Raw genomic sequence first — 22,052 nt, forward strand, 5'->3', positions numbered from 1 at the left:
ATATATGCAAATTCCAAATGCACGATGTTTTCAGTCAGATCGTGTTCGTCGTTGGATATAAATCCATTGGCCCAGTAAATGCGCAAACTGCCATCGACTCGGCACGGGTTGTGATCAAGGGAAAACCGCTGGCACGTTTGGCCAATTGGTCGCCATATATGCAAATGCGGATCCGGCTTCGAGCAGTTCATGAGCAACGAACTGCATTTCGCGCAAAGGCAGAGTGTCGTGAGTCATCGGTGGCCGGTCTTCAGCGCGGGGAGCCTGGTGCGGCGAATCATTCCGCCAATGTTTTCTCGACCAGGTTCACATACCGTTGTTTGGCTTCGCCTGAACTCATGCCTTCCAGTTGCTCCCAGGCGGCGTACTTCGCGGCGTCGACAACCTCGTCGGGCTCGGGGCGCTCGCCCTCAATATCACCAATAGTGGCCTGTTTATAGAGTGCATAGGACTGCAGCAAGACCGCCGCCTCTGGCTTGAAGCCGATGTCACGCTCGGCGATTTCTGTCGCGCGTTCGAAGCGTTGATCCAGTTCATTCATGGCAAATTTTCCTTTCAAGAAAGACACCGCCACGCTTTATGGCAGTGCGGCGACGATGCAAGGTCACGTGGACTTTTTCGCCTTGGGTTTGGGTAATACCTTGACCAGCGCAGGCTTGCTGCGCTTGATCGGCGCACGAGCCGGCGCGGCTTTCTCGCCAGTGGGTACTGATGACGCGCCCTTGTCGAGAGCATTGTTGCCGGCCTCATCCGCCTCCTTCGTCAGCTTGCGATGATGGCGCGCGATGGCCTTCTTCAAGTCCTCATAAGCGGCCAGCATGTCCTCGGCAAAATCTTCCATATTGGGCAAGGCGCGGCGGCACGCCACCACCCCGAAATTCAGTCCGCCGTTGTAGCTTTGCACCGTGATATTCAGCGCCACGCCGTGCATGACGATGCTTACCGGGGCAAAGACGCGCAGGCGCGCGCCGGCAAAATACAGCGGCATATTGGGGCCCGGCACATTCGAGATGGCGACGTTGGCAAGCGCCGGGGCTTTTTCCGTCAAGCGCGCGCGGGTGACGAAGTTGACCAGCATCGGCAACAGCCACGGCAAGCCGATCGATGGAAAATCAGTCAGGGCGAAACCTTTGAATACCGCGTTGTCTTGTTTGAATGCCTGAGAAGACTCCTGAATCGCGCGCAGCCGTCGCATGGGGTCGGCGATGTCGGTACGCAGGCGCATGTAACCCATTGACGACTGATTGGAAATGTCAGTGTTGCCTTCCGCGCGCATCGAGTAGGGCACCGCACCTATCATCGACTTGGCCGGCAAAGCCTTGGCATCACTGAGATAGCTACGCAGCGCACCGGAACAAATCGCCATCACCATGTCATTGATGGTGGCGTCGACGGATTTGCCCAGCGCTTTCAGCTCGGCCAGGTCCAGCGAGAAACTGGTCACCGAGCGCTGATTGGTAATGCTGCCGTTGAACACCGTGGTCGGTGCAAAGCGTTGGCGCTCACGTGACGGCAGGGGGCTTTTTTTCGAGGCTACGAAGGTCAAAGCTTTGCTGTTTTTGAGTAACGCTTTCCACGAAAGGCTGTTTATGACTTTGTCGCTGCCCATTGCCAATAACTGGCCGAACACCGTCGCCACTTTCTTGACCTGGCCCGCCGTATTGCCAAGGCCGGCGCTCATCATCTCGGCGGCGCCAAGTTGATCATTGCAACGATACAGCCGCGTACGCGGTGCTCGCACCGCACGCGGCTCCGGTGTAATGTCCAAAATTATCTTGGCCACCGCCACGCCGCCCTGGCCATCCATCGCGGCATGGTGAATCTTGTTGAAAACCGCTACCTCGCCATTTTCCAGGCCTTCGATGACGTAGATCTCCCACAGCGGACGACTGCGGTCGAGCAACGATGATTGCAGCCGCGCAACCAGCGCGTGTAGCTGTTGGCGCGTACCCGGTTTGGAGAGCACCATCCGCCGCACGTGGTAATCCAGATCAAGATTTTCATCTTCAACCCAAACCGGCGTGGTGAGATCGAACGGCATCTGCACCAGCTTGCTGGTGAACAGGCTGGCCAGATGCAAGCGCGCTTGCAGCAAGGCTTTTACGTCCTCGAAATAATCACCCTGGTAGCCATCAGGCAGCGTGCAGCACATCAAGGAACTCACGTGCATCGGCATCTCGGGCGTTTCCACATACAGAAACATCGCGTCAATCGCCGTTAAATGTTTTAAGCCACGCGCCATGTCAACGCCTCTCGATTGCTTGGGTTGGATTAGTCGAGTACGTGCACTTGCGCAGCTGGCTGGCGAGTTCCCGCACTGCAGAGATAGCGGGTTAGTCCAGGTTCGAACGACGATAGGGTTGCCACGCACCCTCGGGCTGAGCGAGGCGGTCGGCGAGAATGCGCAAGACCATAGGGTTCACGCCCATGCCGACATGGCTGGCATGCACTTCAATATTTTCGGTATGCGGGTTGTCGTTTTGGATGCAGCAGGGCCAGGCCACGATGCCGTCGCTGCGACTGTAAATCGAAGTCGTTGGCATGGACGGCGCGTGCTTCAAGTTGGGGAACTCGGTTTCCGCTTCGCCTTTAGGCGGGTTGTAGCGTCGATAGATGCCGTTCGCATTGCTGGCGCTTTCAGGTCCGGTAAATGGGCTGCCTAGTGACACCACCATGCGTACATCATCGGGTCGCAATTTCGCCAGTTCGCGTGCGAACAGGCCGCCCAAACTCCAGCCGACGAGGCTGACTTTGCGTCCATGCTGTGCGCGCAACTCATCGATGCGTTTCAGGCAGGCACCCATCACGCCGGGCTGCGGCCCAAGGTTGCGACCCATTTCCCAGCAGTACACCGAGTAGCCCTGTGCTTGCAAAAAACGGCGCAGCAGAAACGTCGACCGGTCACTGGCGATCAGACCCGGAAAGACCAGCACCGGATGTCCATCGCCGCGCGCTCTGGCCGTCAGCAGCGGCCACAATGCCAGCGTGGATAATATTTCCAGCGGCAGACGCAGCTCCATCGCCAGCAAGTGCAGGCCGGGGGCTCGAATGGTTTCGCTGGCTTGCTTCTCTGTCATGGCTTGCTCTTCTTTATTATTGAATTTGAGTCGATGATCGGTGCGCCGACACTCATCGGTTACCGATGTAGATGAATGCAGAAAGCCTATAAGCCAAAGCGGCTTCCCCAAAGGCTAAGAACGGCCATACAATTGATAATTACGGCCAAATTGTCCGCTTCATCACCAAAATGAATCCATTGCAGTCGACCTGTCCAATGCCCGCATTGCTCGCATTTTGCATTCAGCAAATGCTGCGGCGTGGCTACGATCTGGGTGAGGTTTTGCGCGACAGTGGGCTCGATAGCCAAGCGTATTCACAACCAGAAACCCTGCTCAATGGCAAAGCCGAGCTCGTCGTTTACGCCAATATTCAACGACTGGTTGGTATCGAGGGCATGGACGAGCTTGGGCTGGCCATCGGTGGAGAGGTCAACGTCAATAGCGTCGCTATGCTCGGTGGATTGGTGGCCAATGCCGTCGATTTGAACCATGCGGGATACCTGTTACGACGTTTTCAAGCGTTGTCCAACCGGTGGTTTACGCCTGAACTGATCGGTTCGCTGGCACCGGGCTACGCCGTGGTGCGCTATCGCCAGACGGTCAATCTGGAACGGCACTATGGTTTTCTGATCAATCTGTCGATGGGCGGCGCACAGCGTTTGCTCGGCGAAATATTCGGCGACGCTGCAGAGGGTTTCGTCACGAAAGTTGCTTTCGCTTATCCGCAACCCGAACAACCGGAACGGCATTTAACGCAATTCAATTGCCCGGTCAGTTTTGGCCACGATTTCACCTACGTCACCTTTGATCATGAAATTGGCAAGGCGCTTAACCCGAAACGCTGCGAGTTCACCTACAACGTTTTCCTGCAACAGTGCCGTGAGTCCGCCACGCGCTTTGCTTCAACATCCTGTCAGCAGCGAGTGCTCAATAGCTTGTTGTGCATGGACGAGTATCCAGGTGCAGCAGCAATGGCGGAGTCCTTGAATTGTTCCGGGCGCAGCTTGCGGCGGCATCTGAATGAGGAGGGCGTGCAGTACTCGGAGTTGATCGACAGGATCAGGTTTGACCGTGCCGTTTACCTGTTGAGTCATTCCGACGACTCCGTGAAATCCATCGGCTACCAGTTGTCTTACAGCGAACCGGCCGCATTTATTCGCGCGTTTGCGCGTTGGTCTGGAACCAGCCCCGCCGAGTTTCGCAAAACCGTTGCACGTGCTCGGTTATAGCGGGCATGTGACCCGAGGCGGTGCAGGCTGCATGCACCGCGGGGCGCACCTCCTGCAGAGGGGCGGTAGCCAGGATGCGCGCGGGGCAAGAGGGGGGGGGGGCGGGTTTTTCCAGATTGCACCCGGGCTAGCGGTTGCGAAGGCTGCTGATTTCGCCGCAGCCTTCGCTGGCCAAGGCGTCAGCCGCGGTAGTAACGCTGCGGCACGAACGGGGTCTTGGCGACTTTCATGGCCACGCGCTTGCCGCGCACCATGGCCCACACCGGGGTGTCGAGGGCGTTATGGCTGCTTTGTACGTAGCCCATGGCGACCGGTGCGCCCAGGGTCGGGCCGAAGCCGCCGCTGCATACCGAACCGATAACCGTGCCATCGGCATCGACGATTTCCGCGCCTTCGCGCACCGGCACGCGCTCTTGCGGCAGCAGGCCGACGCGCTTGCTGGCCACACCTTGTTGCTGCTGGGCGAAGATCCGCTCGGCACCGGGGAAGCCTCCGGCACGCGCGCCATCGGCGCGGCGGGCCTTGGATATGGCCCACAGCAGGCTGGCCTCGATCGGCGTGGTGCTGGTGCTCATGTCGTGGCCGTACAGGCACAGGCCGGCTTCCAGGCGCAGCGAGTCGCGCGCACCCAGGCCGATGGCCGCGACTTCCGGTTCGGCCAGCAGGCTGCGCGCCAGGGTTTCGGCGTGTTCGGCCGGCACCGAGATTTCATAGCCGTCTTCGCCGGTGTAGCCGGAGCGGCTGACGTAGCAGTCGACGCCGAGCAGGCGCACCGGGGCGAACTGCATAAAGGTCATCTTGCTCACTTCCGGCGCCAGGCGCGCCAGCACGTCGACAGCTTTCGGGCCCTGCAGGGCGAGCAGGGCGCGGTCGAAGCAGGGTTCGATCTGGCACTGGCTGGCGATCTGCAGTTGCAGGTGCATCAGGTCCTGGTGCTTGCAGGCGGCGTTGACCACCAGGAACAGGCAGTCGTTGCCCAGGTTGGCGACCATCAGGTCGTCGAGAATACCGCCCTGGTCATCGGTGAACATGGCGTAGCGTTGCATGCCGACCGGCAGGTCGATGATGTCGACCGGCACCAGGCGTTCCAGGGCCTGTGCCGCCTGCGGGCCGCGCAGGAGGATCTGGCCCATGTGCGAGACGTCGAACAGGCCGGCGGCTTCGCGAGTGTGCAGGTGTTCTTTCATCACGCCGAGCGGGTACTGCACCGGCATGTCGTAGCCGGCGAAAGGCACCATGCGTGCGCCGAGTTCCAGGTGCAGGGCGTGTAGCGGGGTTTTGGCGAGGGTTTCGCTGGTCATGCGGTTCTCCATAAAAGTCGTGGGTGAGGCCTATATCGACCCCTCTCCCTAGCCCTCTCCCCAGAGGGGCGAGGGGATGGTTTCAGTGTTATGGCGTAGGGCGGCGGCAATCCGCGAGCCCGCGATCGGCGATCAGCACTCGATGATGTTCACCGCCAGGCCGCCGCGCGAGGTTTCCTTGTATTTGCTCTTCATGTCGGCGCCGGTCTGGCGCATGGTGCGGATCACCTTGTCGAGCGAGACGAAGTGCTGACCATCGCCGCGCAGGGCCATGCGCGCGGCGTTGATCGCCTTCACCGAGCCCATGGCGTTGCGTTCGATGCAGGGCACCTGGACCAGGCCGCCGATCGGATCGCAGGTCAGGCCGAGGTTGTGTTCCATGCCGATCTCGGCGGCATTCTCCACCTGGTTGACGCTGCCGCCGAGCACTTCGCAGAGGGCGCCGGCGGCCATCGAACAGGCCACGCCGACTTCGCCCTGGCAGCCGACTTCGGCGCCGGAGATCGAGGCATTTTCCTTGTAGAGAATACCGATGGCGGCGGCGGTGAGCAGGAAGCGCACCACGCCGTCTTCGTTGGCGCCGGGGATGAAGCGCATGTAGTAGTGCAGCACCGCCGGCACTATGCCGGCCGCGCCATTGGTCGGGGCGGTCACCACGCGGCCGCCGCTGGCGTTTTCCTCGTTCACCGCCAGGGCGTAGAGGTTGACCCAGTCGAGCACGCTGAGGGCATCGCGCAGGGCGGCTTCCGGGTGCTGGCACAGTTGCCGGTGCAGGGCGGCGGCGCGGCGTCTGACCTTGAGCCCGCCGGGCATGATGCCTTCGTTGCGACAGCCGGCGGTGACGCAGTCCTGCATCACCTGCCAGATTTGCAGCAGGCGTGCGCGGGTCTCGGCTTCCGGGCGCCAGGCGGCCTCGTTGGCCAGCATCACCTGGCTGATCGACAGTTGCTGTTCGGCGCAGTGGGCGAGCAATTGCTTGCCGGTGGTGAAGGGGTAGGCCAGTACGGTCTGGTCTTCGACGATACGGTCGGCGCCGGCGGCGTCGTCATCGACCACAAAACCGCCGCCCACCGAGTAATACTCGCGCGAACGGATCTGCAGGCCGGCGGCGTCGAAGGCGCGGAAGATCATGCCGTTGGGGTGGAACTCCAGCGGTTTGCGAATCATCGCCAGATGTTCTTTCTCGATGAAGCGGATCGGTTTTTCGCCGAGCAATTGCAGTTCGCCGGTTTCGCGCAGGGTCGCCAGGCGCGTGGCAATGCTGTCGATGTCGACGCTGTCCGGCTGGTCGCCTTGCAGGCCGAGAATCACCGCCTTGTCGCTGCCGTGGCCCTTGCCGGTGGCACCGAGCGAGCCGTACAACTCGACTCTTACCGACTCGGTGGTGGCGAGCAGGTCGTCGCGACGCAGGCCTTCGGCGAAGCGGGCGGCGGCGCGCATCGGGCCGACCGTGTGCGAGCTGGACGGGCCGATGCCGATTTTGAATAGATCGAAAACGCTGAGTGACATGCTTGACTCCATCGGCTGGTCAGCCATTTTGACGTAGGAGCAGGCGCGGACGCCGAGACCCATGCCCGCGACTATCGCGGCACATCGCGGGCATGACCCGCTCCTACGCCAGTGCGTTACTTATGCAGAGTAGACCGGGAAAGTCGCGCAAAGGTCGGCGACCTGACCACGAACCCGCTCGCTCACTTCGGCGTTATCCAGCTCATCGAGGATGTCGCAGATCCAGCCGGCCAGCTCGCGGCATTCGCCTTGCTTGAAGCCGCGGCTGGTCACCGCCGGAGTGCCGATGCGGATGCCGGAGGTGACGAAGGGCGACTGTGGATCGTTCGGCACGGCGTTCTTGTTCACCGTGATATGCGCCGCGCCCAGCGCCGCATCGGCGGCCTTGCCGGTCAGGCCCTGCTTGACCAGGCTGATCAGCATCAGGTGGTTGTCGGTGCCGCCGGAAACCACCTCATAGCCACGGCCGACGAACACCTCGGCCATGGTTCGGGCATTGTCGATCACCTGCTGTTGATAGATCTTGAAGCTCGGCTCCAGGGCTTCCTTGAAGCACACCGCCTTGCCTGCGATCACATGCATCAATGGGCCGCCCTGGCTGCCGGGGAACACCGCGGAGTTGAGCTTCTTCTCGATCTCGGGATTGCTCTTGGCCAGGATCAGGCCGCCGCGCGGGCCGCGCAGGGTCTTGTGGGTGGTGCTGGTGACCACATCGGCATAGGGCAGCGGATTGGGGTAGAGACCTGCGGCGACCAGGCCGGCGACATGGGCCATATCGACGAACAGCAGGGCGCCGACCTGGTCGGCGATGGCGCGAAAACGGGCGAAATCGAGGGTGCGCGAATAGGCGGAGAAACCGGCGACGATCATCTTCGGTTGGTGTTCCAGGGCCAGGCGCTCGACTTCGGCGTAATCGATCAGGCCGTTGCCGTCTATGCCGTACTGCACCGCGTTGTACAGCTTGCCGGAAGACGACACCTTGGCGCCGTGGGTCAGGTGACCGCCGTGGGCCAGGCTCATGCCGAGGATGGTATCGCCCGGATTGATCAGCGCCAGGTAGACGGCCGAGTTGGCCGAGGAGCCGGAGTGCGGTTGGACGTTGGCGTAGTCGGCGCCGAACAGCTCTTTGGCGCGCTCGATGGCCAGCTGTTCGACCACGTCGACATGCTCGCAACCGCCGTAGTAGCGCTTGCCCGGGTAGCCTTCGGCGTACTTGTTGGTCAGGCCGCTGCCCTGGGCCTGCATGACCCGCTGGCTGCAGTAGTTTTCCGAGGCGATCAGCTCGATATGGTCTTCCTGGCGCTGCTCTTCGGCGTTGATCGCGGCGAGCAGGGCGTCATCGTAGCCTTGCAGTTGGTCGTGCTTGCTGAACATGGTCAGGCCCTCTGGTTTTTATATGAGGTGCAGCCAACCCGCCCCGGATAGGGGTGAGTCGAAATTCTTGGGTAAACAAAACGTAGGATGAGTGGAGCCGCCTAGGTCTGGCCCACCCATCCTGCGTTTTTATCGCCTCAGGCGTCCTGATAGGCCTCGATCGACGGGCAGGCGCAGACCAGGTTGCGGTCGCCGAACACGTTGTCGACCCGGCCGACCGGAGGCCAGTACTTGCCATCGATCAAGCTGGCGACCGGGTAGACCGCCTGCTCGCGGCTGTAGGCGTGCGTCCACTCGCCGACCAGTTCCAGGGCGGTATGCGGGGCGTTCTTCAGCGGGTTGTCGTTGGCGTCCAGGGCGCCGGTTTCCACCGCGCGGATTTCATTGCGGATGGCGATCATGGCGTCGCAGAAGCGGTCCAGTTCTTCCTTGGATTCGCTCTCGGTCGGCTCGATCATCAGGGTGCCGGCGACCGGGAAGGACATGGTCGGGGCGTGGAAGCCGAAGTCGATCAGGCGCTTGGCCACGTCGTCGACGCTGATGCCGGAGCTGTCCTTGAGCGGACGGATGTCCAGGATGCACTCGTGGGCCACGAGGCCGCCTTCGCCGCTGTAGAGCACCGGGTAGTGTTCTTCCAGGCGGCGGGCGATGTAGTTGGCGTTGAGAATCGCCACCTGCGAGGCGCGCTTGAGGCCTTCGCCGCCCATCATGCTGATGTACATCCAGGTGATCGGCAGGATGCTGGCGCTGCCGAACGGCGCGGCGCTGACCGCACCGGTCTTGCGCGCCATGCTGGCGTGGCCGGGCAGGAACGGGATCAGGTGTGCCTTGACGCCGATCGGGCCGACGCCCGGGCCGCCACCGCCGTGGGGAATGCAGAAGGTCTTGTGCAGGTTCAGGTGCGAGACGTCGCCGCCGAACTTGCCTGGCGCGCAGAGGCCGACCATGGCGTTCATGTTGGCGCCGTCGATATACACCTGGCCGCCGTTGTCGTGGACGATCTGGGCGATCTCGCGGATGCCTTCCTCGAACACGCCGTGGGTCGAGGGGTAGGTGATCATCAGCGCGGCCAGGCGCTCCTTGTGCTCTTCGGCTTTCGCGCGCAGGTCGGCGATGTCGACGTTGCCGCGGCTGTCGCAGGCGGTCACCACCACGCGCATGCCGGCCATGCTGGCGGTCGCCGGGTTGGTACCGTGGGCCGAGGAGGGGATCAGGCAGATGTCGCGCTGCTCGTCGCCGCGGCTCTGGTGGTAGGCACGGATCGCCAGCAGGCCGGCGTATTCGCCCTGGGAGCCGGCGTTCGGCTGCAGGGAGATGCCGTCGTAGCCGGTGGCGGCGCAGAGCATGGCCTCCAGCTCGTCGGTCAACTGCTGGTAGCCCTGGCTCTGCTCGGCCGGGGCGAAGGGGTGCAGGTTGCCGAACTCGGCCCAGGTCACCGGGATCATTTCGCTGGCGGCGTTGAGCTTCATGGTGCAGGAGCCCAGCGGAATCATGCTGCGGTCCAGCGCCAGGTCCTTGTCGGCGAGCTTGCGCAGGTAGCGCATCAGCTCGGTTTCCGAGTGGTAACGGTTGAACACCTGGTGCTGCAGGATCGCCGACTGACGCAGCAGGCCCTGCGGCAGGCGCGCAGCGACGCTGGCGGCCAGCTCATTGAAGCTTGGCAGGCTGTCGCCCGGCTCGGCGAAAACTTCCCACAGGCGCTCGACGCCGGCCTGGTCGCTGGTTTCGTCCAGCGACAGACCCAGGCGTTGGCCATCGATCTCGCGCAGGTTGATGCCCATCGCGCGCGCCTGCTGGTGCAGTTGCGCGGTGCGCTCGCCGGTGGCGACGGTGAGGGTGTCGAAGAAGTGCGCTTGCTCCACGGCCAGGCCGAGTTTGGCCAGGCCCTGGGCGAAGATCGCGGTCAGCTGATGAATGCGCTGGGCGATCTGGGTCAGGCCTTTGGGGCCGTGGTACACGGCGTACATGCTGGCGATATTGGCCAGCAATACCTGGGCGGTGCAGATGTTGCTGGTGGCCTTCTCGCGGCGGATATGTTGCTCGCGGGTCTGCATGGCCAGGCGCAGGGCCGGCTTGCCGAAACGGTCGACCGACATGCCGACCAGGCGGCCCGGCATGTCGCGCTTGAACGCGTCACGGGTGGCGAAGTAGGCGGCGTGCGGGCCGCCGAAACCCAGCGGTACGCCGAAACGCTGGGCGCTGCCCAGGGCTACGTCGGCGCCGAACTCGCCCGGCGGTGTGAGCAGAGTCAGGGCCAGCAGGTCGGCGGCTACGGCGACCAGGGCATTGGCGGCGTGGAAACGCTCGACCAGCGCGCGGTAATCGAAGATGTCGCCATTGCTCGCCGGGTACTGCAGCAGGGCACCGAAATAGACGCTGGCATCGGTGATGGTGCTTTCGTCGCCGACCACCACCTCGATGCCCAGCGGTTCGGCGCGGGTGCGCAGCACGTCGAGGGTCTGCGGGTGGCAATGCTGGGAGGCGAAGAAGGCGTTGCTGGCCTTGTTCTTCGACAGGCGCTTGCAGAAGGTCATGGCCTCGGCGGCGGCGGTGGCTTCGTCGAGCAAGGATGCGTTGGCGATCGACAGACCGGTGAGGTCGATGATCAGGGTCTGGAAATTCAGCAGCGCTTCCAGGCGGCCCTGGGAAATCTCCGGCTGGTAGGGGGTGTAGGCGGTGTACCAGGCCGGGTTTTCCAGCAGGTTACGCAGGATCGCGCTCGGCGTGTGGGTGCCGTAGTAACCCTGGCCGATGTAAGTCTTGAGTTGCTGATTGTGGCCGGCAATCGCCTTGATCTTGGCCAGGGCATCGGCTTCGCTGAGGCCCGGGGTCAGACCGAGGACGCTGGTGCCCTTGATGCTCTCGGGGATCACGCTGGCGGTCAGGGCGTCGAGGGAATCGAAACCGAGGGTGTCAAGCATGGCCGCCGTGTCGGCGTCGCGCGGGCCGATATGGCGGGCGATGAATTCGTTCTGGGTGGTCAGATCGGTCATTTTGCTCTCTCAGGCGTCGGCGTTGGCGTTGAGCAGGCGCTCGTAAGCGGCCTGGTCGAGCAGGTCAGCCACGGCACTGGCATTGGCCGGACGGAAGCGGAAGAACCAGCCTTTGCCCAGCGGGTCTTCGTTGACCAGCTCCGGGCTGGCTTCCAGCTCGGCGTTGACTTCGAGCACTTCACCGTCCAGCGGCATGGCGATGTTGCTGGCTGCTTTTACCGACTCGAGAACCGCGACTTCTGCGCCTTCGGCGTAGCTCTGCAGGTCCGGCAGTTGCACGAACACCACATCACCCAAGGCTTCCTGAGCGTAGGCGGTGATGCCCACGGTGACCAGACCATCGGCGTCCTGACGCAGCCATTCGTGTTCGACGGTAAAACGCAACTCGCTCATGGGGATTCCTCAAAATGGTCAGGTTCGCCCTTTCTCATGCGGGCGATGAACAAGGCGCTCGCAACGGGGCGAGCGCTTTGGGTAGAGACTCTAGCAAGTGCGATGCCATTGTTATTTTTATCAATAAATTCAATTACTTATGTGTTGTTGAGAATGACTGTGGGTAAATCGACTGTAGCGAATTCGATACGGGGCTGGTGGGGTGGTGCAGAAACGGCGAGGGAAGGCCCTGTATGTCGCGGGTTGGCAGGTTTATGTCGCTCTTGTGTTGCTTTCGTTACGCTGTATTGATTTAGATACGGGTGGGGATTGAGTCCGCAGGGTGGGCTGAAGCCCACCCTGCGTTGACGCGGACCCCGCCGCTCAGCGCATCAGGCCTTCCATGAAGTCCGCCAGCTTGGCGGCCAGGGCGCGACGCCAGGCTGGGCTGTGCGGGTTGGCCAGTACGCGATCCTCATGAGTGAAACTGTGGATGATGGCGTTGTAAGCGAGCCAGCGGCTGGGCTCCGGTTCCCAGGCTTTGAGCGCCGTCAAAGGTCGCTCGCCGAGTACCCAGGGTTGCTCGGTAAGAGGCGTAGCCTTGCCGAGAATCAACTCCGCCAGGGTGCGCCCGCCGAGGTTGCTGGCGCCGACACCTTCACCGCCGTAACCGCCGGAGAGGGCGATGCGGTTGCTGCGATCGAGCAGCATGTGCGGCTGGAAGCGCCGCGCCATACCGAGGTTGCCGCCCCAGCCATGGCTGATCTCGACGTTGCGCAACTGCGGGAACAGCTCGCCGAACAGGTAGCGGCGCAGGCCGATTTCCTCGGCATTCAGGTCAAAGTTCTGCCGTAGTTTGCCGGCGAAGCGGTAACCGCCACGGGCGCCGAACACCAGACGGTCGTCGGCGCTGCGCTGGCCATAGGTGACCTGGCGGCTGAACTCGCTGAAGGCCTGGCCGCGATCGAGGCCGATTTCGTCCCACTGGCTGCTCGACAGCGGTTCGGTGGCCAGCAGCAGGCTCTGCACCGGCAGCTGATAGCGACGCAGCAGCGGCAGTTCGGCGGCGTACCCTTCCACCGCCGGTACCACCCATTCGGCGCGCAGCTCGCCCTGGGCGGTGCGCAGCAGGCCCGGCTGCCAATGCGTCACGCGGCTCTGCTCGAACAGTTGCACGCCCAGGCGTTCGACCGTCTGGGCCAGGCCGCGCACCAGTCTGGCCGGCTGGATGGTGGCGCAGTGCGGGCTGTGGATGGCGCCGAGCGGGCCGTTGATGCGCAGCTGTTGGTTCAGTTCGCCCGGCGCCAGCCAGCGGTAGTCGGCTTCGCTGAGGCCTTCGCCGTACAGCGAGTCGAGCCAGGTGCGCAGGCGGTGCTCCTGCTCCGGGTAACGCGCTGCGCAATAGAGCACGCCGCCCTTGCGATAGTCGCAGGCGATGTCCTCGCGCTGCAGCACGTCTGCCACCTCGTCGGGGATGCCGTGCAGCAGGTCGAAGGCGGCCAGTCGCTGTTCGGCAGGCAAGCCGGCGAGCAGGCGGTCTTCGCCGAGCAGGTTGCCCATCAGCCAGCCGCCATTGCGCCCCGAGGCGCCATAGCCGGCGTACTCGGCCTCGACCACGGCGATGCGCAGCTCGGGGGTCTGGCGTTTGAGGTAGTAGGCGGTCCACAAACCGGTGTAACCGGCGCCGATGATCGCCACGTCGACCTCCAGGCGTCCCTGCAGGGCCGGGCGTGGCGTCAGGGGCGGGTCGAGTTGATCCATCCACAGGCTGATGGGCGGGTGTGGTGACATCGATTTTCTCCTCAGGGTCTGCGCGCGGACCAGTTTACCCGGTGGCGGGCGCTTGCCGAGCATTGGCAGCCTCATGGGCAGGTCTGCCCTGTAGGCCCAAAGCATCGCGCCAGGGCGGCTCTGTTACAAAAGCCGGGCTCCGCGTACGGTCTTGGGCGTGGTGTCCGTGGAGAGGCTTCCCCCGTTTGCAGGCGCTATTCATCGGCGCTATGGCAGCCCATCGAGCTGACTCATGGGGTTGTGTCTATAGGGCGTGCTAGAGGGGGCATTCACTCTTTCGGTTGACAGGGCAAATACCTCTTTCGGGCGCTTATCCACACGGGTGGCGCTGGGTAACTTGGGGCCTCAACACGTAACCATGCTTTCCAGGAGAGCCGCATGACAACAAAAACAAGGCATGCAAGCTTCCAGCCGTGCGCGCTGGCAATTGCCGTCGCTCTGGGCTGTGTCGCGCCGGTCCAAGCGATTACTTTTAATGTCGGCGAGGTTGAGGGGCAGTTCGACTCGGCGCTGTCGGTCGGTGCCAGTTGGTCGGTGCGTAGCGCCGATCCGGATTTCATCTCCACTGCCAGCGGCGGCGAGGCCTCTTCGCGGACCTCGGACGACGGCCGGCTGAACTTCAAGAAAGGCGAGACCTTCTCGAAAATCTTCAAGGGCATCCACGACCTCCAGCTGACATACGGCGATACCGGCGTGTTTATCCGCGGCAAGTACTGGTACGACTTCGAGACCAAGGACGAGAGTCGCTTGTTCTATGACATCCAGGACCACAATCGCAAGGAGGCGGCGCAGTCTTCCGGCGCGCAAATTCTCGATGCCTTCATCTACCACAACTACAGCATCGGCGACCTGCCGGGCAGTGTGCGGGTCGGCAAGCAGGTGGTTAGCTGGGGCGAGAGCACCTTCATCCAGAACTCGATCAACTCGATCAACCCGGTCGATGTGGCCGCCTTCCGTCGTCCCGGCGCAGAGATCAAGGAAGGGCTGATTCCGGTCAACATGCTCTATGTCTCGCAGGCTCTGAACGACTCGCTGAGCATGGAAGCCTTCTATCAGCTGGAATGGGATCAGACCGTGGTGGATAACTGCGGCACCTTCTTCTCCACCACCGATGTGGTGGCCGACGGCTGCGATGATCGCCTGACCGTGTTCGGCCCGGACCTGCCGCCGGGCGAGTCGACCAACTCGTTCGTCGACAACGCCTACATTCCGCGTGCCGGCGACCGCGATGCGCGGGACAGTGGCCAGTACGGGCTGGCCTTGCGCTGGTTTTCCGAGCAGCTGAACGACACCGAGTTCGGCCTCTATGCATTGAACTACCACAGCCGCGGCCCGGTATTCAGCTCCATTCGCACCACCACGCCGAACTTTGCCACCTTCATTCCCGGTGCGCCGAACGCCCGTTACTTCATCGAGTACCCGGAGGATATCCGCCTCTATGGCTTGAGCTTCCAGACCAACGTCGGCGGTACCGCGTTGTCCGGTGAAGTCAGCTACCGGCCGAACATGCCGATGCAGATCAACTCCACCGATGTCTCCTTCGCTGCCCTCGGCCTGCCGTTCAACCCGATATTCGAGAGCGGTCACGCGCAGAACGTCGCCAGCGGTGACATCCACGGCTACGAGCGCAAACCCTTTACCCAGGCCCAGGTCACCGCGATCCAGTTCATCGACCGGGTGCTCGGCGCCAGCCGTCTGACCCTGATCGGTGAGGTCGGCTACAACCACATCGGCGGCATCAAGGACGACCCCAGCGAACTGCGTTTCGGTCGCGACCCGATCTTCGGCGCCGGCGAGTTCAGCGCGCCGGGCGTGTGCGCCGCGTTCAATGCCGCCAACCCGGACGAGTGCCAGGGCGACGGCTTCTACACCAGCAGTTCCTGGGGCTACCGCGTGCGTGCCAGCGCCGACTACAGCAACGTGATCGCCGGGATCAACCTGACCCCGAGTGTCGCCTGGTCGCACGACGTCGACGGTTATGGGCCAAACTTCAATGAGGGCAGCAAGGCCATCAGCCTCGGTCTGAGTGCCGATTACCAGAACACCTATAATGCCAGCCTCAGCTACACCGATTTCTTTGGCGGCGAGTACAACACCATCACCGACCGAGACTTCGTTGCCCTGAGTTTCGGTGCGAACTTCTGATCAACCACGCGCAAAGGATCCGTACATGATGAAAACGACAAGAATCCTGCAAACCGGTGCGCTGGCCCTGACGCTGCTGGCGACCAGTGTGATGGCCGCCGTCTCCGAGCAAGAGGCGGCGCAACTGGGTACAACCCTGACCCCGATAGGCGCGGAAATGGCCGGCAACGCCGATGGCAGCATCCCGGCCTGGACCGGCGGTCTGCCGACCAATGCCGGCGCGGTCGATGGCAAGGGCTTCCTCGCCGACCCGTTCGCCAACGAACAGCCGTTGTTCACCATCACCGCAGCCAATGCCGCGCAGTACAAGGACAAGCTGTCCCCTGGGCAAATGGCGATGTTCACGCGCTATGCCGACACCTACAAGATCCCGGTCTACCCGACCCATCGCAGCGCTGCGCTGCCCGATGAGATCTACGCCGCGGCCAAGCAGAGCGCCCTGAACACCATTCCGGTGGACGGCGGTAACGGGCTGCAGAACTTCAGTGACAGCCGCTACTACGCCTTCCCGATTCCCAAGAGTGGGGTCGAGGTGGTGTGGAACCACATCACCCGCTACCGCGGCGGTAACGTCAAGCGCTACATCACCCAGGCCACGCCGCAGACCGGTGGTTCCTACAGCATTGTCAAATTCGAGGACGAAATTGCCTTCCCCTCTGACATGCCCGATGTCGACCCGGCCAAGGCGAGCAATATCCTGCTCTACTTCAAACAGCGGGTGACTGCGCCTTCGCGCCTGGCCGGCAACGTGCTGCTGGTCCACGAGACCATCGATCAGGTCAAGGAACCGCGTCTGGCGTGGATCTACAACGCCGGTCAGCGCCGTGTGCGCCGCGCCCCGCAGGTCGCCTACGACGGACCAGGCACCGCGGCCGACGGCATGCGTACGGCGGACAACTTCGACCTGTTCTCTGGCGCGCCCGATCGTTACGACTGGAAACTGGTGGGCAAGAAGGAGATGTACATCCCCTACAACAGCTACAAGCTGGATTCGCCCAACCTGAAGTACGACGACGTGATCAAGGCCGGGCATATCAACCAGGACCTGACCCGTTACGAGCTGCACCGGGTCTGGGAAGTGGAGGCTACGCTGAAGTCCGGCGAGCGACACATCTACGCCAAGCGCCACATGTACTTCGACGAGGACAGCTGGCAGCTGGCCCTGGTCGACCATTACGACGGTCGCGGCCAGCTGTGGCGCGTCGCCGAGGGGCATGCGCAGAACTACTACCACCAAAAGGTGCCGGCCTACACTCTGGAGGCCCTCTACGACATCGTCGCCGGCCGCTACCTGGCTCTGGGCATGAAGAACGAAGAGAAATCCGCCTACGCCTTCGGCTTCAAGGCCAGTGCCGCCGACTACACCCCGGCAGCCTTGCGCAGTTCCGGCGTGCGGTAGGGCGACAGCGTCACTGTTGTCACTGCTCCTCCTTAATTGGGCGGCCTTAGGGCCGCCTTTTTTTTATCGTCGAATATTAACTATGCTAATACAGCTACTGTGTACCCAGGTTCGGGTCTAGTCTCATGAGCACTGCTCCCCTTACAAAATCAATACGAGCCGTCATGACCGCCTACGCGCCATCGCTGTCCATCGCACTGCCGTCCTGCGCCAAGAGCGTGCTACCGCGTCAACCGCCAGGGCATGTTCAGCGCGCACAGTTGCAGCGCCGCTTGCTCGTCCAGGACTGTCGCCTGCGTTTGTTGATCGCCCCGGCGGGGTTCGGCAAGTCGGTGCTGCTCGCCGACTGCGCCCGCGAATGTCCGCCCGAATACTCGCCGCTGTGGCTCAACTGCGCAGGGCAGCCCGTCTCGCCGGTGGAGTTCTGTCGACAACTGGCCGTCGCCCTGGGTTACCCACCGAGTTTGAGCGAAGCCGAACTCCTGGCTGCCGTGCAGCAGGAGCAACGCACGCTGTGGATCATGCTCAACGACTATCCGCGCGAGCCCGATGGCGAACTCGATGCCTGTCTCGATCGTCTGCTCTGCGCTTCGCCGGCCAACCTCGTCTGGTGGCTTGGCAGCCGGCGGCGCCCGGCCTGTAATCTGCCACGCCTGCTGCTGGAGGGAGAGTTGTTCGAGCTGGGCAGCGCGGAGCTGGCCTTCACCCAGGACGAGGTCGCCGCCTGGTTGCAGCAGGTGGATGCGCTACGCTCGAGTCGCGCAAACAACCTGTTCGCCCTGACCCGCGGCTGGCCGGCGGCTTTGCGTCTGCTGGCCGCCCAGGGTGAACGCGAGGGCTCGGGGCCGCCGCTGTGCGAGGAACATAATGAACTGCTGCGCGACTATATCGAGCATGAGGTGCTGCAGGGCCTGCCTGCCGAACTGAGCCATGCACTCTGCCAGTTGGCGCTGATTCCACGCTTCAACGATGAACTCTGCGAACACCTGCTGGGCGTGGGTGAGGGCGCGGCCTGGTTGCAGGCGTTGCGCGCACGCGGCCTGTTCATCAATGAAGTGGAGGGCGCGCCAGACTGGCTCGAAGTCTTCCCGCCGCTGGCCCATCTGCTGCAGCAGCGGGCCAAGGCCGCGCCCTGTACCAGCCTGCACCTGCATGCCAGCCAGTGGTTTGCAGCCCGCGGCGACGTGCGCGAGGCGGTGGAGCATGCGCTCAAGGGTGGCCAGCCAGAAGTCGCGGCCAGTTTTCTCGAGCGCTTCGCCGAGGAACGACTGCTCCAGGGCCAGGATCTGGCACTGATTCTGCACTGGCGCAGTTCGCTGCCCGACAGCCTGCTGACCAGCACGCCACGCCTGATTCTGCTGAACGCCTGGGCCTTGTTGCTGGTCGGGCGCCTGGAGGAGGCGCAGGCCTGCGTCGATCAGTTGGCGCGCTTTCAGCCGCGTGGCGATGCCGAGCGTCTGGCCGAGCTGTTCGCCCAGTGGCAGGCGATTCGCGGGATTGCCGCCTATGGCCGCGGTCATGCGGTCGAGGCGCGCACGCACCTGCTCGAGGCGCTGTCGACGTTGCCGGATACCGCCTGGGCCCAGTCCCTGTTGTGCCGTTCGGTGCTGACCCAGATCGCCATCGGCGAAGGCCAGCTGGAACAGGCGCAGCAGCTCAGCTATGAGGTGCTGAAGCAGGCGCGGCGTTGCGGCAGTGCGGTATTCGAGGCCTTGCTGGAACTCGATCATGCGCTGCTGCTGGAGGCGCGCGGCGAGTTTGCCCGCGCCGAGGCACTGCTGCAGCGGGTGCTCGAACAGATGGACGCGCAGTCGCTACGGCAGACGCCGGTACGCGGCAGGATTCTCCTGCGCCTGGGGCGCCTGGCGCTGCGTCAAGGTTGCATCGAGCATGCGGCCAGCCAGCTGCAAGCCGGGCTCGAGGATGCTCGGGTCGGTGGCGATCCGGGTGCCTTTCATGGCTATCTGGGCCTGGCCGAGTTGGCCACCTGCCGCCGCGATATTCCCGCCGCATTCGCCCACCTGGGCGAAGCCGAGCGCTGGATGCAGCGCCACCGGATCAGCGATGCCCTTTATCGCGGCGTGCTGTTGCTGGCCAGCAGCCGCCTGTGGATCTACCAGGGGCATCACGAGCGTGCTCGCGAAGCCATGACCCGGGTGCTGGGCCACCGACTAGAGACCAGCGTGCCGCCGCCGAATTTTCCCGAGCTGTTCCTGCGCCTGGAGCATTTGCTGCTGTGCCTCGACATGGCGCATGGCATCGATGTCCGCGAGGCGCTGCAGCGGCTGCTCGACCAGGCCGTGGCGCAGGGTCGTCAGGCGTTCGCCAGTGAGCTCTGGTCAAGCTATGCCGAGGCCTGCAGTGCCTGCGCCGATCTGCCGGCGGCAAACCAGGCCCGTCAGACCGCGCAAAGCCTGCGTCAGCGCCTGAATTATCAGGGGCTGTGGTTCGCCGCCGACGAACCGCCCCTGGCGGCAGTCGGCGAAATGCCGGCGGCAGCAGATGCCTGCCTCAGTAGCCGCGAGCTGACCGTGCTACGCCTGATTGCCCAGGGCCTGTCCAATCAGGAAGTCGCCGAACAGCTGTTTATTTCCCTGCATACGGTGAAGACCCATGCCCGGCGGATCAACGGCAAGCTCGGCGTCGCCCGGCGCACCCAGGCAGTGGCGCGGGCCAAGGCATTGGGGGTGTTGTAGGCAGGGGAATGTCTCGTTGTCACACCGTAGGGCACTACTCGCCGCAGGCAGTACGCCATGGCTCACCGGGTGGCGCAAAGGGCTGTCGCTGCGCTCCGAGCGGATCGCCGCCCGGGTGAGTCAATGCAGGGGCGGGGGCGTGCCGAGCTGACGCAGGCGCTCGGCGAGCAGCATGCGTTGTGCCGGGTCCTCGCACAGCAGCAGGGCGTGCTGCACATCGAAGCGCTCGGCCCGGGGGCACTCCAGGCGTTGGTACAGCTCGGCGCGGGCCAGGTGGTCGGCCACCGTGGGCGCGCCCAGCAGCAACACGCGTTCGGCATCTTTCAATGCCGCCAGGTAGTCCTCTTCCAGCAGGTGCAGGTGATGCAGGTTGCGTGAGAGCCGTTGCAGCATGCTGCGGCCATCGCAGGCGCGCATGTGACTGGCACCGAGTTCGGCCTGGGCGCCCTGGTAGCGGATCAGCAGTTCGCGGCAGTCACGGGTGTACAGGCGCCGTCCGCCGCAGGGGTCGAGCAGGTGATCGGCGCCCGTTACCCGCAGCAGGAAATGTCCGGGAAAGTTCACCCCTTGCAACGGAATCTCCAGGCGTCGCGCCAGCTCCAGGGCGATCAATGCCAGCGCCAGCGGTTGTCCGCGGCGGCGCTGGATAACCTTGTGCAACAGGGCGACCTGTGGGCGTGGCGGGCTGTCGTCTTCGCGGAAGTCCAGCTCGCTCAGGCGGCGCAGCAGCGGTTGCGCCAGCTCCCGCGGTGGCAAGGCGGGCAAACCGAGGCTGATTTGCTGCTGCAGCGTGCTGAACTCACGCAGCACCTCGGCCGGTTGCAGGGTTGGATCGTGTTCGGCGGCAATCCATAGCGCCGCCTCGAAGACCGCGGGCGGTTCTCGCTCAAGGCAGGCAAGACAGGTCTGGCGTGGGCTCATGGTTACCTCCGCACAAGACTCGGTTGTAACCGCCTTGCTGGGCGGCGTCCAGTGTTGCACCTGGATTTTGTTTATGCGACTTGGCTTTGCCCGCGGCTGCACTTATGCCGGCCTGACCGGGCGCTTTCGGGGGCTGCACCTATACTGGCTGTAACCAGAAGCAAGGGAGCCACAGCATGTTCGCCATGATGGAAGCCGCCCGGCTTGAGGAATTGCACCTCACGCAGGATCCAGTCACGGGCCTCAAGGCCATAATCGCCATCCACAACACACGTCTCGGCCCGGCCCTGGGTGGCTGCCGCTACCTGGCTTATCCCGACGAACAGAGTGCCATCCGCGATGCCGTGCGCCTGGCCCAGAGCATGAGCTACAAGGCCGCCTTGGCGGGTCTTGCCCAGGGCGGCGGCAAGGCGGTGATCATCCGACCGGCACATGTCGACAATCGCGGGGCGCTGTTCGAGGCGTTCGGTCGCTTTATCGAGACACTCAATGGTCGCTATATCACCGCGGTGGACAGTGGCACCTCCAGCGTCGATATGGACTGCATCGCCCAGCACACCCAGCACGTTACCAGCACCATGAGCGAGGGCGATCCTTCGCCGCACACGGCCATGGGCGTATTCGCCGGGATTCGCACCACGGCTCAGGAGCGCCTGGGCGGCGATGATCTGCAAGGCTTGCGCGTGGCCATCCAGGGGCTTGGTCACGTCGGCTATGCGCTCGCCGAGCAACTGCACGCGGCCGGTGTCGAGTTATTGGTCAGCGACCTGGATGGCGGCCGGGTGCAACTGGCGGTGGAACAACTGGGCGCGCACCCGGTGGCCAGCGATGCCTTGCTCGCCACACCTTGCGACATCCTCGCGCCCTGCGGCCTCGGTGGCGTGCTGAATGGCGAAACAGTTGGCCAGCTGCGTTGCTCGGCAGTGGCCGGTGCGGCGAACAACCAACTGGCCAGCGCCGACATCGCCGACACCCTGCAAGCGCGCGGGATTCTCTATGCCCCGGATTATGTGATCAATGCCGGCGGGCTGATCTACGTCGCCCTCAGGCACCGTGGCGAGAGCCCGGAGGCGATCACTACGCACCTGAAGCAGATCAGTCTGCGCCTGACCGAGATCTACGCCCACGCCCAGGCCGACAAGCGCTCACCCGCGCGGGTTGCCGATGCCCTGGCCGAGCGTTTGCTGTACGGCTGACCCTGCTTGTTCTTTTGCTTCTGGCCAGCCGGCCAGCCTCAGCCGATGCCACAAGCGTCGGCCGTTG

Annotated in this window: 15 protein-coding genes; 5 read left to right on the plus strand and 10 right to left on the minus strand. The window is 63.4% G+C overall.

Going from position 1 to position 22,052, the window contains the following annotated elements; translation table 11 throughout:
* Positions 1-277: 277 nt before the first annotated feature.
* The 3 genes from R3355_RS11885 to R3355_RS11895 all read right to left on the minus strand — a co-directional run bounded on the left by R3355_RS11885 (position 278) and on the right by R3355_RS11895 (position 3,077).
* A complete protein-coding gene (locus R3355_RS11885) occupies positions 278-541 on the minus strand; it encodes an acyl-CoA-binding protein (protein WP_318961363.1) in 264 nt (87 codons plus the stop codon).
* Between the two features lie 63 nt (positions 542-604).
* Positions 605-2,242 (minus strand): wax ester/triacylglycerol synthase family O-acyltransferase, encoded by a 1,638-nt coding sequence (locus tag R3355_RS11890; protein WP_318961364.1) that lies wholly within the window; start codon positions 2,240-2,242, stop codon positions 605-607.
* A 91-nt stretch (positions 2,243-2,333) separates the two neighbouring features.
* Complete coding sequence (locus R3355_RS11895) at positions 2,334-3,077, minus strand: alpha/beta hydrolase (protein ID WP_318961365.1); 744 nt, start codon at positions 3,075-3,077, stop codon at positions 2,334-2,336.
* A gap of 197 nt (positions 3,078-3,274) precedes the next feature.
* Between R3355_RS11895 and R3355_RS11900 the strand changes: the two genes are divergently transcribed.
* Positions 3,275-4,288, plus strand: coding sequence for an AraC family transcriptional regulator (locus R3355_RS11900; RefSeq protein ID WP_318961366.1), 1,014 nt, complete (start codon positions 3,275-3,277; stop codon positions 4,286-4,288).
* Between the two features lie 179 nt (positions 4,289-4,467).
* On the opposite strand, the gene gcvT is transcribed toward R3355_RS11900, so the two are convergent.
* From gcvT to R3355_RS11930, 6 genes are all read right to left on the minus strand, one after another.
* On the minus strand, positions 4,468-5,589 hold the full coding sequence (gene gcvT / locus R3355_RS11905; RefSeq protein WP_318961367.1) for a glycine cleavage system aminomethyltransferase GcvT: 1,122 nt from the start codon (positions 5,587-5,589) through the stop codon (positions 4,468-4,470).
* A gap of 132 nt (positions 5,590-5,721) precedes the next feature.
* Entirely contained in the window at positions 5,722-7,098 is a 1,377-nt protein-coding gene (locus R3355_RS11910; protein ID WP_318948708.1) for an L-serine ammonia-lyase, read from the minus strand.
* 120 nt (positions 7,099-7,218) lie between these two features.
* On the minus strand, positions 7,219-8,472 hold the full coding sequence (gene glyA / locus R3355_RS11915) for a serine hydroxymethyltransferase (protein ID WP_318961368.1): 1,254 nt from the start codon (positions 8,470-8,472) through the stop codon (positions 7,219-7,221).
* Between the two features lie 137 nt (positions 8,473-8,609).
* Positions 8,610-11,465 (minus strand): aminomethyl-transferring glycine dehydrogenase, encoded by a 2,856-nt coding sequence (gcvP, locus tag R3355_RS11920; protein ID WP_318961369.1) that lies wholly within the window; start codon positions 11,463-11,465, stop codon positions 8,610-8,612.
* 9 nt (positions 11,466-11,474) lie between these two features.
* Positions 11,475-11,858: a glycine cleavage system protein GcvH gene (gene gcvH, locus R3355_RS11925; RefSeq protein ID WP_318948711.1), complete on the minus strand. Its 384-nt coding sequence runs from the start codon at positions 11,856-11,858 to the stop codon at positions 11,475-11,477.
* A gap of 363 nt (positions 11,859-12,221) precedes the next feature.
* The gene (locus R3355_RS11930) at positions 12,222-13,628 is read right to left on the minus strand and encodes an FAD-dependent oxidoreductase (RefSeq protein WP_318961370.1); all 1,407 of its coding nucleotides are present in this window, start codon (positions 13,626-13,628) and stop codon (positions 12,222-12,224) included.
* 378 nt (positions 13,629-14,006) lie between these two features.
* Between R3355_RS11930 and R3355_RS11935 the strand changes: the two genes are divergently transcribed.
* From R3355_RS11935 to R3355_RS11945, 3 genes are all read left to right on the plus strand, one after another.
* Complete coding sequence (locus R3355_RS11935) at positions 14,007-15,773, plus strand: DUF1302 domain-containing protein (RefSeq protein WP_318961371.1); 1,767 nt, start codon at positions 14,007-14,009, stop codon at positions 15,771-15,773.
* Positions 15,774-15,801: 28 nt separating this feature from the next.
* Positions 15,802-17,172, plus strand: a complete 1,371-nt coding sequence (locus R3355_RS11940; RefSeq protein ID WP_318961372.1) for a DUF1329 domain-containing protein — start codon at positions 15,802-15,804, stop codon at positions 17,170-17,172.
* A 164-nt stretch (positions 17,173-17,336) separates the two neighbouring features.
* Positions 17,337-19,868: a LuxR C-terminal-related transcriptional regulator gene (locus R3355_RS11945; RefSeq protein ID WP_318961373.1), complete on the plus strand. Its 2,532-nt coding sequence runs from the start codon at positions 17,337-17,339 to the stop codon at positions 19,866-19,868.
* Positions 19,869-19,988: 120 nt separating this feature from the next.
* Here R3355_RS11945 and R3355_RS11950 read toward each other — a convergent pair whose 3' ends face one another.
* A complete protein-coding gene (locus R3355_RS11950; protein WP_318961374.1) occupies positions 19,989-20,789 on the minus strand; it encodes a SirB1 family protein in 801 nt (266 codons plus the stop codon).
* Positions 20,790-20,965: 176 nt separating this feature from the next.
* Here R3355_RS11950 and R3355_RS11955 point away from each other — a divergent pair, with 176 nt between their 5' ends.
* The gene (locus R3355_RS11955) at positions 20,966-21,985 is read left to right on the plus strand and encodes a Leu/Phe/Val dehydrogenase (RefSeq protein ID WP_318961375.1); all 1,020 of its coding nucleotides are present in this window, start codon (positions 20,966-20,968) and stop codon (positions 21,983-21,985) included.
* The last annotated feature ends 67 nt before the right edge of the window (positions 21,986-22,052 follow it).

It is taken from the genome of Pseudomonas sp. (assembly GCF_033723075.1).
GTDB lineage: Bacteria > Pseudomonadota > Gammaproteobacteria > Pseudomonadales > Pseudomonadaceae > Aquipseudomonas.

What these genes read in the sequence shown, in the direction of transcription:
- R3355_RS11885 (WP_318961363.1), bottom strand. Translation starts at nt 541, where the DNA reads ATGAATGAACTGGATCAACGCTTCGAACGCGCGACAGAAATCGCCGAG.
- R3355_RS11890 (WP_318961364.1), bottom strand. Translation starts at nt 2,242, where the DNA reads ATGGCGCGTGGCTTAAAACATTTAACGGCGATTGACGCGATGTTTCTG.
- R3355_RS11895 (WP_318961365.1), bottom strand. Translation starts at nt 3,077, where the DNA reads ATGACAGAGAAGCAAGCCAGCGAAACCATTCGAGCCCCCGGCCTGCAC.
- R3355_RS11900 (WP_318961366.1), top strand. Translation starts at nt 3,275, where the DNA reads ATGCCCGCATTGCTCGCATTTTGCATTCAGCAAATGCTGCGGCGTGGC.
- gcvT (WP_318961367.1), bottom strand. Translation starts at nt 5,589, where the DNA reads ATGACCAGCGAAACCCTCGCCAAAACCCCGCTACACGCCCTGCACCTG.
- R3355_RS11910 (WP_318948708.1), bottom strand. Translation starts at nt 7,098, where the DNA reads ATGTCACTCAGCGTTTTCGATCTATTCAAAATCGGCATCGGCCCGTCC.
- glyA (WP_318961368.1), bottom strand. Translation starts at nt 8,472, where the DNA reads ATGTTCAGCAAGCACGACCAACTGCAAGGCTACGATGACGCCCTGCTC.
- gcvP (WP_318961369.1), bottom strand. Translation starts at nt 11,465, where the DNA reads ATGACCGATCTGACCACCCAGAACGAATTCATCGCCCGCCATATCGGC.
- gcvH (WP_318948711.1), bottom strand. Translation starts at nt 11,858, where the DNA reads ATGAGCGAGTTGCGTTTTACCGTCGAACACGAATGGCTGCGTCAGGAC.
- R3355_RS11930 (WP_318961370.1), bottom strand. Translation starts at nt 13,628, where the DNA reads ATGTCACCACACCCGCCCATCAGCCTGTGGATGGATCAACTCGACCCG.
- R3355_RS11935 (WP_318961371.1), top strand. Translation starts at nt 14,007, where the DNA reads ATGACAACAAAAACAAGGCATGCAAGCTTCCAGCCGTGCGCGCTGGCA.
- R3355_RS11940 (WP_318961372.1), top strand. Translation starts at nt 15,802, where the DNA reads ATGAAAACGACAAGAATCCTGCAAACCGGTGCGCTGGCCCTGACGCTG.
- R3355_RS11945 (WP_318961373.1), top strand. Translation starts at nt 17,337, where the DNA reads ATGACCGCCTACGCGCCATCGCTGTCCATCGCACTGCCGTCCTGCGCC.
- R3355_RS11950 (WP_318961374.1), bottom strand. Translation starts at nt 20,789, where the DNA reads ATGAGCCCACGCCAGACCTGTCTTGCCTGCCTTGAGCGAGAACCGCCC.
- R3355_RS11955 (WP_318961375.1), top strand. Translation starts at nt 20,966, where the DNA reads ATGTTCGCCATGATGGAAGCCGCCCGGCTTGAGGAATTGCACCTCACG.